Raw genomic sequence first — 14,961 nt, 5'->3', positions numbered from 1 at the left:
GGCGCCCGCCGCGGCGGCATCGTCGACCAGGTGGACGCGACGCGTATCGTCATCCGCGCCACGGAAGATCTCGATCCCGGCAAGTCGGGCGTCGACATCTACCGGCTGATGAAGTTCCAGCGTTCGAACCAGAACACCTGCATCAACCAGCGTCCGCTGGTGCGCATGGGCGACCGCGTCAACAAGGGCGACATCATCGCCGACGGTCCGTCGACGGAGCTCGGCGATCTGGCGCTCGGCCGCAACGTGCTGGTCGCGTTCATGCCGTGGAACGGCTACAACTACGAGGACTCCATCCTCTTGTCGGAACGCATCGTCGCCGACGACGTCTTCACCTCGATCCACATCGAGGAGTTCGAGGTCATGGCGCGCGACACCAAGCTCGGGCCGGAGGAAATCACGCGCGACATTCCGAACGTCTCGGAAGAAGCGCTGAAGAACCTCGACGAAGCTGGCATCGTCTACATCGGCGCCGAAGTGCAGCCGGGCGACATCCTGGTCGGCAAGATCACGCCGAAGGGTGAAAGCCCGATGACGCCGGAAGAGAAGCTTCTGCGCGCCATCTTCGGCGAAAAGGCCTCCGACGTGCGCGATACCTCCATGCGCATGCCTCCGGGCACCTTCGGCACGGTCGTCGAAGTGCGCGTCTTCAACCGCCACGGCGTGGAGAAGGACGAGCGCGCCATGGCGATCGAGCGCGAGGAGATCGAACGCCTGGCCAAGGACCGCGACGACGAGCAGGCGATCCTCGACCGCAACGTCTATTCGCGCCTGTCCGACATGCTGGTCGGCAAGGATGCGATTGCCGGACCGAAGGGCTTCAAGAAGGGCTCGAAGCTGGCGAAGGATACGCTGGACGACTATCCGCGCTCGCAGTGGTGGCAGTTCGCGGTGGAGAACGAAAAGCTCCAAAGCGAACTGGAAGCCCTGCGCGGCCAGTACGACGATTCCAAGAAGGCGCTGGAACAGCGCTTCATGGACAAGGTCGAGAAGGTGCAGCGCGGCGACGAAATGCCTCCGGGCGTCATGAAGATGGTCAAGGTCTTCGTGGCCGTGAAGCGCAAGATGCAGCCGGGCGACAAGATGGCCGGCCGGCACGGCAACAAGGGTGTCGTGTCGCGCATCGTTCCGGTCGAGGACATGCCTTTCCTCGAGGACGGCACGCATGCCGATATCGTGCTCAACCCGCTGGGTGTGCCGAGCCGCATGAATGTCGGCCAGATCCTGGAAACGCATCTGGGCTGGGCCTGCGCCGGCATGGGCAGGAAGATCGGCGAGCTGATCGAGGCGTACAAGGCGGGCGGCGACATCAAGCCGCTGCGCAAGACGATCGAGAGCTTCATGCCGGCCAATGACCGCAACGAGCCGGTCCGCGAGTACGACGACGAAAGCATCATTCGCCTCGGCGAGCAGATGCGCCGCGGCGTCTCCATCGCGACCCCGGTGTTCGACGGCGCGCATGAGGGCGACATCAACATCATGCTGGAGCAGGCGGGCCTGCACACCAGCGGTCAGTCGCAGCTCTATGACGGACGCACCGGCGAGCCGTTCGATCGCAAGGTGACGATGGGCTATATCTATATGCTCAAGCTTCACCACCTGGTGGACGACAAGATCCACGCGCGTTCGATCGGCCCGTACTCGCTGGTCACCCAGCAGCCGCTGGGCGGCAAGGCGCAGTTCGGCGGCCAGCGCTTCGGCGAAATGGAGGTCTGGGCGCTCGAAGCGTACGGCGCCGCCTACACGCTGCAGGAGATGCTGACGGTGAAGTCGGACGACGTCGCCGGACGCACCAAGGTCTACGAAGCTATCGTCCGTGGCGACGACACGTTCGAGGCCGGCATTCCGGAGAGCTTCAACGTTCTCGTCAAGGAAATGCGGTCCCTCGGCCTCAATGTCGAGCTGGAGAACACCAAGCTTGACGACGCTCCGGTGCGGCTGCCAGATGCTGCCGAATAGGGGCGCAGCCGAATAAGGCAACGGCGCGCCGCGCAAGATCGCGGCGCGCCAATCAAATTCTTCGGCCGGTGGGCCGACCACTCAGCGGGCATTCGGCCCGCGTCAGATGCAAGGGGTTTTCGAGGACCCCGAAAAGGAGAACGGCATGAACCAAGAGGTCATGAATCTCTTCAATCCCCAGGCGCCGGCGCAGGTGTTCGATTCCATCCGGATTTCGCTCGCCAGCCCTGAGAAGATTCTGTCCTGGTCGTTCGGCGAGATCAAGAAGCCGGAGACCATCAACTACCGCACCTTCAAGCCGGAGCGTGACGGCCTGTTCTGCGCGCGCATTTTCGGACCGATCAAGGACTACGAGTGCCTGTGCGGCAAGTACAAGCGCATGAAGTACAAGGGCGTCATCTGCGAGAAGTGCGGCGTCGAAGTCACGCTGTCGCGGGTGCGGCGCGAGCGCATGGGCCATATCGAGCTCGCCGCGCCGGTCGCCCATATCTGGTTCCTGAAGTCGCTGCCGTCGCGCATCGGCACGCTGCTCGACATGACGCTGAAGGACATCGAGCGCGTCCTCTACTTCGAGAACTACATCGTCACCGAGCCCGGCCTCACCGCGCTGAAGGAGCACCAGCTGCTCAGCGAGGAAGAGTACATGCTGGCCGTCGACGAGTATGGCGAGGATTCGTTCACCGCCATGATCGGCGCCGAGGCCATCCACGACCTCCTGGCCGGCATGGACCTGGAGAAGATCGCCGGCGACCTGCGTTCGGAACTGGCTTCGACCACCTCCGAGCTGAAGCAGAAGAAGTATCTGAAGCGGCTCAAGGTCGTCGAGAACTTCATGGAGTCCGGCAACCGTCCGGAATGGATGATCATGAAGGTGGTTCCGGTGATCCCGCCGGACCTGCGTCCGCTCGTCCCGCTGGATGGCGGCCGTTTCGCCACGTCCGACCTCAACGACCTCTATCGCCGCGTCATCAACCGCAACAACCGCCTGAAGCGGCTGATCGAGCTGCGCGCGCCTGGCATCATCGTGCGCAATGAAAAGCGCATGCTGCAGGAAGCGGTCGACGCCCTGTTCGACAACGGCCGTCGCGGCCGCGTCATCACCGGCGCCAACAAGCGTCCGCTGAAGTCGCTGTCCGACATGCTGAAGGGCAAGCAGGGCCGGTTCCGCCAGAACCTGCTAGGCAAGCGCGTCGACTATTCCGGCCGCTCGGTCATCGTGACCGGTCCGGAGCTCAAGCTGCACCAGTGCGGCCTGCCGAAGAAGATGGCGCTCGAGCTGTTCAAGCCCTTCATCTACGCCCGCCTCGACGCCAAGGGTTTCTCCTCGACCGTCAAGCAGGCCAAGAAGCTGGTCGAGAAGGAGCGTCCGGAGGTCTGGGATATCCTCGACGAGGTCATCCGCGAGCATCCGGTGCTGTTGAACCGCGCGCCGACGCTGCACCGCCTCGGCATCCAGGCGTTCGAGCCGATCCTGATCGAAGGCAAGGCGATCCAGCTGCATCCGCTGGTCTGCACGGCCTTCAACGCCGACTTCGACGGCGACCAGATGGCCGTCCACGTGCCGCTGTCGCTGGAAGCGCAGCTCGAAGCCCGCGTGCTGATGATGTCGACCAACAACATCCTGCACCCGGCTTCCGGCGCGCCGATCATCGTGCCGTCGCAGGACATGGTTCTCGGTCTCTACTATCTCTCGATCGTCAACCAGAACGAGCCGGGCGAGGGCATGGTGTTCGCCGACATGGGCGAGCTGCAGCATGCGCTCGAGACCAAGGCGGTGACGCTGCACGCCAAGATCAAGGGCCGCTTCCGCTCGGTCGACGCCGAAGGCAATGTCGTGTCGAAGATCTACGACACCACCCCTGGCCGCATGATCATCGGCGAGCTGCTGCCGAAGAACGTCAACGTGCCTTACGAGACCGCCAACCAGGAGATGACCAAGAAGAACATCTCCAAGATGATCGACACCGTCTACCGCCATTGCGGTCAGAAGGAGACGGTTATCTTCTGCGACCGCATCATGGCGCTCGGCTTCGCGCATGCCTGCCGTGCCGGCATTTCGTTCGGCAAGGACGACATGCTGATCCCGGACACCAAGATCAAGCTGGTGTCCGAGACCGAGGCTTTGGCCAAGGAATACGAGCAGCAGTACAATGACGGCCTGATCACCCAGGGCGAGAAGTACAACAAGGTCGTCGACGCCTGGGCCAAGTGCTCGGAAAAGGTCGCCGACGAGATGATGGCCCGCATCAAGGCCGTCGAGTTCGAGGACAACGGCCGTCAGAAGCCGATGAACTCGATCTACATGATGTCGCATTCGGGTGCGCGCGGTTCGCCCACCCAGATGCGTCAGCTCGCCGGCATGCGCGGCCTGATGGCCAAGCCGTCGGGTGAAATCATCGAGACGCCGATCATCTCGAACTTCAAGGAAGGCCTCACCGTGCTCGAGTACTTCAACTCGACCCACGGCGCCCGCAAGGGTCTGGCCGACACCGCCTTGAAGACGGCTAACTCGGGTTACCTCACCCGTCGTCTTGTCGACGTGGCGCAGGACTGCATCGTCAACTCGCTCGACTGCGGCACCGACAAGGGCCTCACCATGCAGCCGATCGTCGATGCCGGCCAGATCGTCGCCTCGATCGGCCAGCGTGTTCTCGGCCGCACGTCGCTCGACGACATCAACCATCCGGTGTCGGGCGAGGTTCTGGTCAAGGCCGGAACGCTGATGGACGAACGCGACGTGGAACAGATCGAAAAGGCCGGCGTCCAGTCGGTGCGCATCCGCTCGGCGCTGACCTGCGAGGTCAGGACCGGCGTCTGCGCGGTCTGCTACGGTCGCGACCTAGCCCGCGGCACGCCTGTCAACCAGGGCGAAGCCGTCGGCGTCATCGCGGCGCAGTCGATCGGCGAGCCGGGCACCCAGCTCACCATGCGTACCTTCCACATGGGCGGTACGGCGCAGGTGGTGGACTCCTCGTTCCTCGAAGCCTCGTATGAGGGCAAGGTCGAGATCCGCAACCGCAACGTGGTGCGCAACTCGGACGGCCAGCAGATGGTCATGGGCCGCAACATGGCGGTGCTGATCCTCGACGAGACCGGCAAGGAACGCGCCACGCACCGCGTCACTTATGGCTCGCGCATTTTCGTGGACGATGGCGACAAGGTGAAGCGCGGCCAGCGCATCGCCGAGTGGGATCCCTACACCCGCCCGATCCTCACCGAAATCGAGGGCAAGGTGCAGTTCGAGGATCTGGTCGACGGCATTTCCGTGCAGGAAACGGCCGACGAATCGACCGGCATCACCAAGCGTGAGGTCATCGACTGGCGCTCGACGCCGCGCGGCAACGACCTGAAGCCGGCGATCGTCGTGCATGACGCCAAGGGCAAGGTCGGCAAGCTGTCGAAGGGCGGCGATGCCCGCTTCCTGCTCTCGGTCGAGGCCATCCTCTCGGTCGAGCCGGGCGCGCATGTCCGTCCCGGCGACGTGCTGGCGCGTATCCCGATGGAAAGCGCCAAGACCAAGGACATCACCGGCGGTCTGCCGCGTGTTGCCGAGCTGTTCGAGGCACGTCGTCCGAAGGATCACGCCATCATCGCCGAGATCGACGGCACGGTCCGCTTCGGCCGCGACTACAAGAACAAGCGCCGCATCATCATCGAGCCGCATGACTCGACGCTCGAGCCGGTCGAATACCTGATCCCGAAGGGCAAGCCGTTCCATCTGCAGGACGGCGACGTCATCGAGAAGGGCGACTACATCCTCGACGGCAATCCGGCGCCGCACGACATCCTGGCGATCAAGGGCGTGGAGGCACTTGCGTCCTACCTCGTCAACGAGATCCAGGAGGTCTACCGCCTGCAGGGCGTGTCGATCAACGACAAGCACATCGAGGTGATCGTTCGCCAGATGCTGCAGAAGGTCGAGATCACCACGCAGGGCGACTCGACCTACATTCCCGGCGACCACGTCGACGTGATCGAGCTGGAAGAGGTCAACGAGCGGCTGATCGACGACGGCAAGAAGCCGGCCGAAGGCCAGCCGGTGCTGCTCGGCATCACCAAGGCTTCGCTGCAGACGCCGTCCTTCATCTCGGCCGCCTCTTTCCAGGAGACGACGAGGGTGCTCACCGAAGCGGCGGTTGCCGGCAAGACCGACATGCTGCAGGGCCTGAAGGAAAACGTCATCGTCGGCCGGCTGATTCCGGCCGGCACGGGCGGCACGATGAGCCAGATCCGGCGCATCGCCACCTCGCGCGACGAGTTGATCATCGACGAGCGCCGCAAGGCGTCTGGCGTCGAGGTCGCCGAGCCGATGCTGACCGACATGGTCACCGCCGCGCAGTAAGCGCGTGACGACAAGAGAAGAAGGAAAGGGGCCCGCGTGGCCCCTTTTCGCGTTTTCAGCGGCACGAGGAATCATCATGAGCAAGAAGACCTGGACGGCCGTCGACGACTACATCGTTTCCTCGCTGTTCGCGGCGGATCCCGTGCTTGACGCAGTGCTCGCGGCCAATCGCGACCAGGGCCTGCCGGCGATCGACGTCTCGGCCGCGCAAGGCAAGCTGCTGTCGCTGCTGGTGCGCATCCGGGGCGCGAGAAGGGTGCTGGAAATCGGAACCCTTGGCGGCTACTCGACCATCTGGATGGCGCGGGGATTACCCGTTGATGGGAAGGTCGTGACGCTGGAGCTCGATCCGCACCATGCCAGGGTCGCACGCTCTAATTTCGAGCGGGCAGGGGTGTCAGACCGGATCGATCTGCGCATCGGTCCGGCGCTTCAATCGCTCGCCGCGCTGAGTGGCGAAAACGCCGGTCCGTTCGATCTGGTCTTCATCGACGCCGACAAGCCGAACAATCCGAATTATCTCGACTGGGCAATGAAGCTGTCACGGCCTGGAACGGTCATCGTCTGCGACAATGTCATTCGTGACGGTGCAGTAGTGGACGAAGATGGCGGCGACGCCAATGTCGAAGGCGCACGCGCGGCGTTCTCGTTCATCGGCGGCGAGAGGCGGCTCGACGGCACGGCCATCCAGACCGTCGGCGCCAAGGGCTATGACGGCTTTGCGATAGCGATCGTCGAGTGACATTACACCGTGAATGATGATGGTCAGACCAACTTGGTCGTGCTCACTTTGTCATCGGCTGTTCATTTGACGACCGGCTTGCCCCAATCCGTCGCTGGCTTCGCAGCGCCGTCTTTCCCCCCTCCGGAGGGAAAGGAAGGCGCGTTGGACGAGCGTCGGCGGCAATAGGCTCGCGCCCTTCCTCTCCCCCGTCGATCGGGGGAGAGGTGGCTCGGCGTAGCCGAGACGGAGTGGGGGTCGACCTGGCAGGAGCGTGCATTCCAGCCAGGTCCGCGAGCCAATCGCATGCACAGCTCAGTCGAAGAACGCCTCGACGACATTGCGCTTGCCGAGCATGAAGGCGTCGGCGACGTGCTGGAGCGGCGCCAGGTCGACGTCGGAGGCGCCGGCGCGAACGATCTCGGCGAAGCGACTGTAGAGCATCGGGTATTCCGCTTCCGGCTCGTCATGGACGACTTTGCCGTCGATGGCGAGCTTCGCGCCGCCGCCCGAAAGCACCATCTTGCCCTTGTCCGTCTCCGCCACGATGTCCCAGCTTTGCGGGCCGGTCTGCAGCCAGTCGAGCTCCATCGTCACCTGCACTCCGTTCGAGGTGCGGAAGGCGACATGCGCGGCAACGGGGGAGGCGCGATTCTCCGGAAAATCGAGAGCCGCCGAGGTGATGAACATCGCCGGCAGGATGTGTGTGGCGATTGACAGCGCATTGATACCCGGATCGAAGACGCCGAAGCCTCCCGGCGCCCAGATCCATTCCTGGTTCGGGTGCCAGCGGCGCACATCTTCCTTCCAGATGATGGCGGCGGAACTGATCCTGGCCGAGGCCAGGAATGCGCGCCCGGCCTCGACCGCCGGCGCATAGCGTGAGTGCCAGCTGGCGAAGAGAGAAACGCCATGCTTGCCGGCAATTCGCTTCAGGTCCTCGACCTCGCTGACGGTGGCGCCCGGCGGCTTTTCCAGGAAGACATGCTTGCCGGCTTCGAGCGCTGCGCGCGCGGCGTCATAGCGGAACTGCGGCGGCATGCAGAGCGAAACGGCCTCGAGGTCCGGCACGGCGTCGAGCATTGCCTCGATTGTCGGAAAGTTCGGGATGCCGTCGACCTTGCCGTGCCGGCTGGCGGCGGCGACGAACTGGTAGTCGCTGTCCTTCGCCAGAGCCGGAAGATGCTGGTCGCGGACGATCTTCCCGACGCCGACGATGCCGAGCTTGATGGGACCTTTGTTCGAGGGCATGGGAACTCCGAGGATTTGGAAAGGTGGGTGTTTCTACGCAGGGAAGCGATGCGGGGCAAGCCGACGCCTGCGAGTCGTGGGCCCCTCCAAGCTCAACGCTGATTCAGATCGGCTCGTCGAACGTGATGATCGACACTTCGCCTTCGAGCGCGCCCTGGTAGGCCGACAGATGCGGCTCGTCGTCGGGCGCGCCGTCCATGTCGCCGATCTGATCGAGCTCGGCCTCGGCATAGCCTTCCGCGGCGAGCGAATCGAGCGCCTTGCGCACCGCCGAATCGTCGTCGGGCGCCACAAGCATCACATGGACGCCTTCCGGCTTGCCGCCTTTCTTCTTCCAGACACGGCCGGTGATGATGGTGACCGGGCGTTCCTCATTGTCGTTCACGGGCTGATTCCTCTCGGCAAAGGGCGGGCGAGGGCGTTTCTGCTGCTCATGCCGCCTTTTGGCATGAAGCATGGGCTGGCGACAGCCAAAAGCCGGTCACTTTCTTCTTCGCGCTTGCAAAAAGACGCAAGAAAATTACATGCGTTTTTCGCATGGCTGCCAAGCCCCGGTTCGCGCGCAATATTTGCCAGCGCGGGGTTGACGGTTCGAAGGGTTGCGAGTAGAAGCCGCCCAGTCAGAACCGATGTGAGGCTTTCCTTTTCGAGGCGACACGCCTTGGAGTTTGCCTCAAACAGGGTTCGTTTTACGAGCGAAAAGACATTTCCGGCGCGCATGAAGCGGTTTCCGCTTCCTCTGCAATTTGTTCGGGCAGGACCGCGAGGCGCGGTGTGTTGCCCGAATTTGCGTATGGAAACGACGCTTTGAGCGGCCCTGACCGGGCAAGACACGGAATTGAGAGACAAGAGGGTTTAATGCCTACCGTCAACCAGCTGATCCGCAAGCCGCGCCTGGCGCCGGTGAAGCGCAACAAGGTCCCGGCCATGCAGCAGAACCCGCAGAAGCGGGGCGTCTGCACGCGCGTCTACACCACGACGCCGAAGAAGCCGAACTCGGCGCTGCGCAAGGTGGCCAAGATCCGCCTGACCAATGGTTTCGAGGTGATCGGCTACATCCCGGGCGAAGGCCACAACCTGCAGGAACACTCCGTGGTCATGATCCGCGGCGGCCGCGTCAAGGACCTTCCGGGCGTGCGCTACCACATCATCCGCGGCGTGCTCGATACCCAGGGCGTCAAGAACCGCAAGCAGCGCCGTTCGAAATACGGTGCCAAGCGTCCGAAGTAAGGTTTTCCGGCTTCGGCGCTTTTTTTGACTGCGCCGGGCTATGAGAGATTGAGAGACAAAAGCCATGTCCCGTCGTCACAGTGCAGAAAAGCGTGAGATCAATCCGGACCCGAAGTTCGGCGACCTGATCGTCACCAAGTTCATGAACGCCGTCATGTATGACGGCAAGAAGTCGGTTGCCGAGACCATCGTCTACGGCGCGCTGGACCAGGTCCAGGCCAAGACCAAGCAGGAGCCGGTCACCGTCTTCCATCAGGCGCTCGACAATGTCGCGCCGCATGTGGAAGTGCGTTCGCGCCGTGTCGGCGGCGCCACCTACCAGGTTCCGGTCGACGTGCGCCCCGAGCGCCGCCAGGCGCTGGCCATCCGCTGGCTGATCACCGCGGCGCGCAACCGCAACGAGACCACCATGATCGACCGCCTCTCGGGCGAGCTGATGGACGCGGCCAACAACCGCGGTACGGCCGTCAAGAAGCGTGAAGACACCCACAAGATGGCGGAAGCCAACCGCGCCTTCGCGCACTACCGCTGGTAAAGCGCGAACGAGACTGAGAGGCACCTCCCATGGCCCGCGAATACAAAATCGAAGACTACCGCAATTTCGGTATCATGGCGCATATCGACGCCGGCAAGACGACGACGACCGAGCGCGTCCTGTACTACACGGGCAAGTCGCACAAGATCGGCGAAGTCCATGACGGCGCTGCCACCATGGACTGGATGGAGCAGGAGCAGGAACGCGGCATCACCATCACGTCGGCTGCGACCACGACCTTCTGGAAGGGTCGTGACGGCAAGATGCACCGCTTCAACATCATCGACACTCCCGGACACGTCGACTTCACCATCGAGGTCGAGCGTTCGCTGCGCGTGCTCGACGGCGCCATCGCGTTGCTCGACGCCAATGCCGGTGTCGAGCCGCAGACGGAGACCGTCTGGCGCCAGGCCGACAAGTACCACGTGCCGCGCATGATCTTCTGCAACAAGATGGACAAGATCGGCGCTGACTTCTACCGCTCGGAAGAAATGATCGGCTCGCGCCTCGGCGCACAGGCTGTCGTCATGCAGCTGCCGATCGGCGCCGAGACCGAGTTCAAGGGCGTCGTCGACCTCGTCGAGATGAACGCGCTGGTCTGGCGCGACGAGACGCTGGGCGCCGCCTGGGACGTCGTCGAGATCCCGGCCGACCTCAAGGAGAAGGCCGAGCAGTATCGCGAGAAGATGATCGAGGCCGCCGTCGAAATGGACGAGACCGCGCTCGAGAATTATCTCGAAGGCAAGATGCCGTCGAATGACGAGATCCGCGCGCTGATCCGCAAAGGCACCATCGCGGTCAAGTTCTTCCCGATGTTCTGTGGCTCGGCCTTCAAGAACAAGGGCGTGCAGCCGCTGCTCGACGCCGTCGTCGAATACCTGCCGTCGCCGGCCGACGTTCCGGCCATCAAGGGCGTCGATGCCAAGACCGACGCCGAGATCGAGCGTCACGCGGACGACAGCGAGCCGCTGTCGATGCTGGCCTTCAAGATCATGAACGACCCGTTCGTCGGCTCGCTCACCTTCGCCCGCATCTATTCGGGCAAGCTGGCCAAGGGCGTCTCGCTCGACAACACCGTCAAGGGCAAGAAGGAGCGCATCGGCCGCATGCTGCAGATGCATGCGAATTCGCGCGCCGACATCGAAGAGGCCTTCGCCGGCGACATCGTCGCTCTGGCTGGCCTCAAGGACACCACCACCGGCGACACGCTCTGCGATCCGCTGCACCCGGTCATCCTCGAGCGCATGGAATTCCCTGATCCGGTCATCCAGATCGCCATCGAGCCGAAGACCAAGAACGACCAGGAGAAGATGGGCCTCGCGCTGCATCGCCTGGCTGCCGAGGATCCGTCCTTCCGCGTCAAGACCGACGAGGAAAGCGGCCAGACCATCATCGCCGGCATGGGCGAATTGCACCTCGACATCATCGTCGACCGCATGCGTCGCGAGTTCAAGGTCGAGGCCAATATCGGCGCGCCGCAGGTGGCCTATCGCGAGACGATCACCCGCACGCACGAGCAGGACTACACGCACAAGAAGCAGACCGGCGGTACCGGTCAGTTCGCCCGCGTCAAGATCCTGTTCGAGCCGGATGCCGAAGGCGGCGACTTCAAGTTCGAGTCGAAGATCGTCGGCGGCGCGGTGCCGAAGGAATACGTCCCCGGCGTCGAGAAGGGCATCAACAGCGTGTTGTCGTCCGGTCCGTTCGCCGGCTTCCCGATGATCGGCGTCAAGGCGACGCTCATCGACGGCGCCTTCCACGACGTCGACTCCTCGGTGCTGGCCTTCGAAATCGCTGGCCGCGCCTGTTTCCGTGAAGCGGCGCCGAAGCTCGGCGTGCAGCTGCTCGAGCCGATCATGAAGGTCGAGGTGGTGACGCCGGAAGACTACGTCGGCAACGTCATCGGAGATCTCAACGGCCGCCGTGGCCAGATCCAGGGTCAGGAGACCCGCGGTGTCGCCGTCGTCGTCAATGCGATGGTGCCGCTGGCCAACATGTTCAAGTACGTCGACAATCTGCGTTCGATGTCGCAGGGCCGCGCCCAGTACACGATGCAGTTCGACCACTACGAGCCGGTGCCGACCGCGGTCGCCCAGGAAGTTCAAAAGAAATACGCGTAACTCGAGCGGGTTGCACGACACCTTAATTCAAGCCCCGCACGGGCAAGCAGGAACGGAGACATCACATGGCAAAAGGTAAATTCGAGCGCACCAAGCCGCATGTGAACATTGGCACGATCGGCCACGTCGATCATGGCAAGACGTCGCTGACGGCGGCGATCACGAAGTATTTTGGCGAATACAAGCGCTATGACCAGATCGACGCGGCGCCGGAAGAGAAGGCGCGCGGCATCACGATTTCGACGGCGCACGTCGAATACGAGACGGCCAACCGCCACTATGCCCACGTCGACTGCCCCGGCCACGCCGACTATGTGAAGAACATGATCACCGGTGCCGCGCAGATGGACGGCGCGATCCTGGTCGTTTCGGCCGCCGACGGCCCGATGCCGCAGACCCGCGAGCACATCCTGCTCGCCCGCCAGGTCGGCGTGCCCTCGATCGTGGTGTTCCTGAACAAGGTCGACCAGGTCGACGACGCCGAGCTGCTCGAGCTGGTCGAGCTCGAGGTTCGCGAGCTCTTGACCAAGAACGAGTTCCCCGGCGACGACATTCCGATCGTCAAGGGCTCGGCTCTGGCCGCTCTGGAAGATTCGAACAAGACCATCGGCGAGGACGCGATCCGCGAACTGATGGCGCAGGTCGACGCCTACATCCCGACGCCGGTGCGTCCGCTGGACAAGCCGTTCCTGATGCCGATCGAGGACGTGTTCTCGATCTCGGGCCGCGGCACGGTTGTGACCGGCCGCGTCGAGCGCGGCGTGGTCAAGGTCGGCGAGGAACTGGAGATCGTCGGCATCCGTCCGACGACCAAGACGACCTGCACGGGCGTCGAGATGTTCCGCAAGCTGCTCGACCAGGGCCAGGCCGGCGACAACATCGGCGCGCTGCTGCGCGGCGTTGATCGTGAAGGCGTCGAGCGCGGCCAGGTTCTGGCCAAGCCGGGTTCGGTGAAGCCGCACAAGAAGTTCGTGGCCGAAGCCTACATCCTGACCAAGGACGAGGGCGGCCGTCACACGCCGTTCTTCACCAACTACCGTCCGCAGTTCTACTTCCGCACCACCGACGTGACCGGCATCGTGACGCTGCCGGCCGGCACCGAGATGGTGATGCCTGGCGACAACATCACGGTCGACGTCGAGCTGATCGTGCCGATCGCCATGGAAGAGAAGCTGCGCTTCGCCATCCGTGAAGGCGGCCGCACCGTCGGTGCCGGCATCGTCGTCACCATCAAAGAATAATCGAAGCCGGCATCCGCCGGATCGACAAGGAAAGGGCGGCCCTCGGGCCGCCCTTTTTTGTTTCCGATCTCAAAAGCGTCCATTGTTCGTTCTATTGCTTCAAGCCTGTTGCAAGCCTCGGCGCTGCAACTAGTATAGGTTGCATCAAGGGGCTGGCAGGACGTGGTTTCAGGGCGCCGTTTCAACAGTCGGGCATGGTGGTCACTGGGGCTGGTCTGCCTGGCGCTGCTTGCCATGGGCAATGCCAGCCTCGCCGCGGCGACGGCCGATTCCGGCCCGACGATGCGTTTTGTTGTGGTGCGCAGCAACGCCGCGGGGTGTGAGCCCAACTGTCCGGAGTGGATTTCGGCGGAAGGCACGATCGAAGCCGGCACGCCGGCGCTGCTCAAGCGCCTGCTCAAGCGGCTTGGCGGGCGAAAGCTGCCGATCGTGGTGGATTCGCCCGGCGGCAATGTCGACGCGGCGCTGACGCTCGGCCGGCTGATCCGCAAGAACGGGCTGGACATCGCCGTCGGCAAGACCTGGTTCGACGGCTGCATGCCGGACGACAAGGATTGCACGGCCAACAAGGGCAGGGACGCCGACTATTTTGGCGAACCCTATGCCAGCGGCGCCATCTGCAATTCGGCCTGTCCGCTGATGTTTGCCGGCGGCGTACGCCGCGTGGTCGGCGAATGGGCGTATCTCGGCGTCCATCAGATCACCACGACCTACATCAAGACGAGACTGCTCTACCGGACCACATACAAGGTGGTGAACGGCAAGAAGAAGGTCATCAACACGAAGGTCGTCAGCCGCAAGAATGCCGGCAGCTACAAGACCTACGAGATGAGCAAGGCGGTGGAGAAAAGGCTGGCCGCCTATTTCCGGGAAATGGGCGTCGGCGAGGGCGTGCTCGTAACGATGAAGAACACGCCCGCCAGTGATATCCATCAGCTGGTCCTGGAAAACATGCTGCGGATGAATCTCGTCACCAGCATGGATTCGGTCGATCTGTTCACCGCTGCCACGATCTGCAAGGCATGGCCGGCGCCGGCGAATTGCCGGGAGATACCGTCGAACAAGGATGCGACGCCGGCCGCTGCCTTGGCTGCCAAGGCCGAGCCCGCACCTGCGGCAACAGCCAGGCCGGAGATCGTCAAGCGCGACGAGGACATGCGCTTCGTCGTCGTCCGCGGCAGCAATCCGCTCTGCAATCCCGATTGCCCGGAATGGATCTCGGCCGAAGGCACGATCACCGCCTACACGCCGGAGCGGCTGCGTGACATGTTGGATAGCATTGGCGGGCGCAGGCTGCCCCTGGTGATCAGCTCGCCGGGCGGCGACGTGCTGGGGGCGCTCGCGGCTGGCCGGCTGATCCGCGAGCACAAGCTCGACGTCGCCATTGCCCGGACCGATTTCGTCGGCTGCGATTTGGCGGCGCTGGATTGCGCGGCCGACAGCGAGGCTCGCGCCGGATTGACGGTCGATGCCGACGGCGTGTGCGATTCAGCCTGCGCGATCCTGCTTGCCGGCGGTGTCCGCCGGCTTGTCGGTCCGCGGGCACGGCTCAGCGTGCGTTC

11 protein-coding genes are annotated in these 14,961 nt (G+C 63.6%); 8 read left to right on the top strand and 3 right to left on the bottom strand.

Annotated features, from left to right (window positions below; genetic code table 11):
* The 3 genes from rpoB to EN738_RS17265 all read left to right on the top strand — a co-directional run.
* Positions 1-1,959: DNA-directed RNA polymerase subunit beta (rpoB, locus tag EN738_RS17275; RefSeq protein WP_127284735.1), on the top strand; the 1,959-nt coding region annotated here is incomplete at its 5' end.
* A 145-nt stretch (positions 1,960-2,104) separates the two neighbouring features.
* The gene (rpoC, locus tag EN738_RS17270; RefSeq protein ID WP_127284734.1) at positions 2,105-6,301 is read left to right on the top strand and encodes a DNA-directed RNA polymerase subunit beta'; all 4,197 of its coding nucleotides are present in this window, start codon (positions 2,105-2,107) and stop codon (positions 6,299-6,301) included.
* A gap of 76 nt (positions 6,302-6,377) precedes the next feature.
* Positions 6,378-7,043 (top strand): O-methyltransferase, encoded by a 666-nt coding sequence (locus EN738_RS17265; RefSeq protein ID WP_127284733.1) that lies wholly within the window; start codon positions 6,378-6,380, stop codon positions 7,041-7,043.
* A gap of 294 nt (positions 7,044-7,337) precedes the next feature.
* On the opposite strand, the gene EN738_RS17260 is transcribed toward EN738_RS17265, so the two are convergent.
* From EN738_RS17260 to EN738_RS17250, 3 genes are all read right to left on the bottom strand, one after another.
* Positions 7,338-8,273 carry a Gfo/Idh/MocA family oxidoreductase gene (locus tag EN738_RS17260; protein WP_127284732.1) on the bottom strand — a complete coding sequence of 312 codons (936 nt, stop codon included), beginning with the start codon at positions 8,271-8,273 and terminating at the stop codon, positions 7,338-7,340.
* 103 nt (positions 8,274-8,376) lie between these two features.
* On the bottom strand, positions 8,377-8,658 hold the full coding sequence (locus EN738_RS17255) for a transcriptional regulator (protein ID WP_126054430.1): 282 nt from the start codon (positions 8,656-8,658) through the stop codon (positions 8,377-8,379).
* Positions 8,655-8,993 carry a hypothetical protein gene (locus tag EN738_RS17250; RefSeq protein ID WP_127284731.1) on the bottom strand — a complete coding sequence of 113 codons (339 nt, stop codon included), beginning with the start codon at positions 8,991-8,993 and terminating at the stop codon, positions 8,655-8,657. The genes EN738_RS17255 and EN738_RS17250 overlap by 4 nt, the downstream gene beginning before the upstream one ends.
* 138 nt (positions 8,994-9,131) lie before the next feature.
* On the opposite strand from EN738_RS17250, the gene rpsL reads away from it, so the two are divergent.
* The 5 genes from rpsL to EN738_RS17225 form a co-directional block, all read left to right on the top strand.
* Positions 9,132-9,503 carry a 30S ribosomal protein S12 gene (gene rpsL / locus EN738_RS17245; protein WP_006202128.1) on the top strand — a complete coding sequence of 124 codons (372 nt, stop codon included), beginning with the start codon at positions 9,132-9,134 and terminating at the stop codon, positions 9,501-9,503.
* A gap of 64 nt (positions 9,504-9,567) precedes the next feature.
* Positions 9,568-10,038, top strand: coding sequence for a 30S ribosomal protein S7 (gene rpsG, locus EN738_RS17240; RefSeq protein WP_126054431.1), 471 nt, complete (start codon positions 9,568-9,570; stop codon positions 10,036-10,038).
* A 29-nt stretch (positions 10,039-10,067) separates the two neighbouring features.
* Positions 10,068-12,158: an elongation factor G gene (gene fusA, locus EN738_RS17235; RefSeq protein ID WP_127284730.1), complete on the top strand. Its 2,091-nt coding sequence runs from the start codon at positions 10,068-10,070 to the stop codon at positions 12,156-12,158.
* 65 nt (positions 12,159-12,223) lie between these two features.
* The gene (gene tuf, locus EN738_RS17230) at positions 12,224-13,399 is read left to right on the top strand and encodes an elongation factor Tu (protein WP_095805843.1); all 1,176 of its coding nucleotides are present in this window, start codon (positions 12,224-12,226) and stop codon (positions 13,397-13,399) included.
* Between the two features lie 162 nt (positions 13,400-13,561).
* Positions 13,562-14,961: hypothetical protein (locus tag EN738_RS17225; protein ID WP_127284729.1), on the top strand; the 1,400-nt coding region annotated here is incomplete at its 3' end.

The sequence above is a fragment of the Mesorhizobium sp. M4B.F.Ca.ET.017.02.2.1 genome, assembly GCF_003998955.1.
GTDB lineage: Bacteria > Pseudomonadota > Alphaproteobacteria > Rhizobiales > Rhizobiaceae > Mesorhizobium > Mesorhizobium abyssinicae.
This window is presented reverse-complemented; position numbering and strand designations above follow the sequence as displayed.

Bases quoted from the DNA above. Each gene is read 5' to 3' on its own strand.
- rpoC (WP_127284734.1), top strand. From the start codon at position 2,105: ATGAACCAAGAGGTCATGAATCTCTTCAATCCCCAGGCGCCGGCGCAG.
- EN738_RS17265 (WP_127284733.1), top strand. From the start codon at position 6,378: ATGAGCAAGAAGACCTGGACGGCCGTCGACGACTACATCGTTTCCTCG.
- EN738_RS17260 (WP_127284732.1), bottom strand. From the start codon at position 8,273: ATGCCCTCGAACAAAGGTCCCATCAAGCTCGGCATCGTCGGCGTCGGG.
- EN738_RS17250 (WP_127284731.1), bottom strand. From the start codon at position 8,993: ATGCGCGCCGGAAATGTCTTTTCGCTCGTAAAACGAACCCTGTTTGAG.
- rpsL (WP_006202128.1), top strand. From the start codon at position 9,132: ATGCCTACCGTCAACCAGCTGATCCGCAAGCCGCGCCTGGCGCCGGTG.
- rpsG (WP_126054431.1), top strand. From the start codon at position 9,568: ATGTCCCGTCGTCACAGTGCAGAAAAGCGTGAGATCAATCCGGACCCG.
- fusA (WP_127284730.1), top strand. From the start codon at position 10,068: ATGGCCCGCGAATACAAAATCGAAGACTACCGCAATTTCGGTATCATG.
- tuf (WP_095805843.1), top strand. From the start codon at position 12,224: ATGGCAAAAGGTAAATTCGAGCGCACCAAGCCGCATGTGAACATTGGC.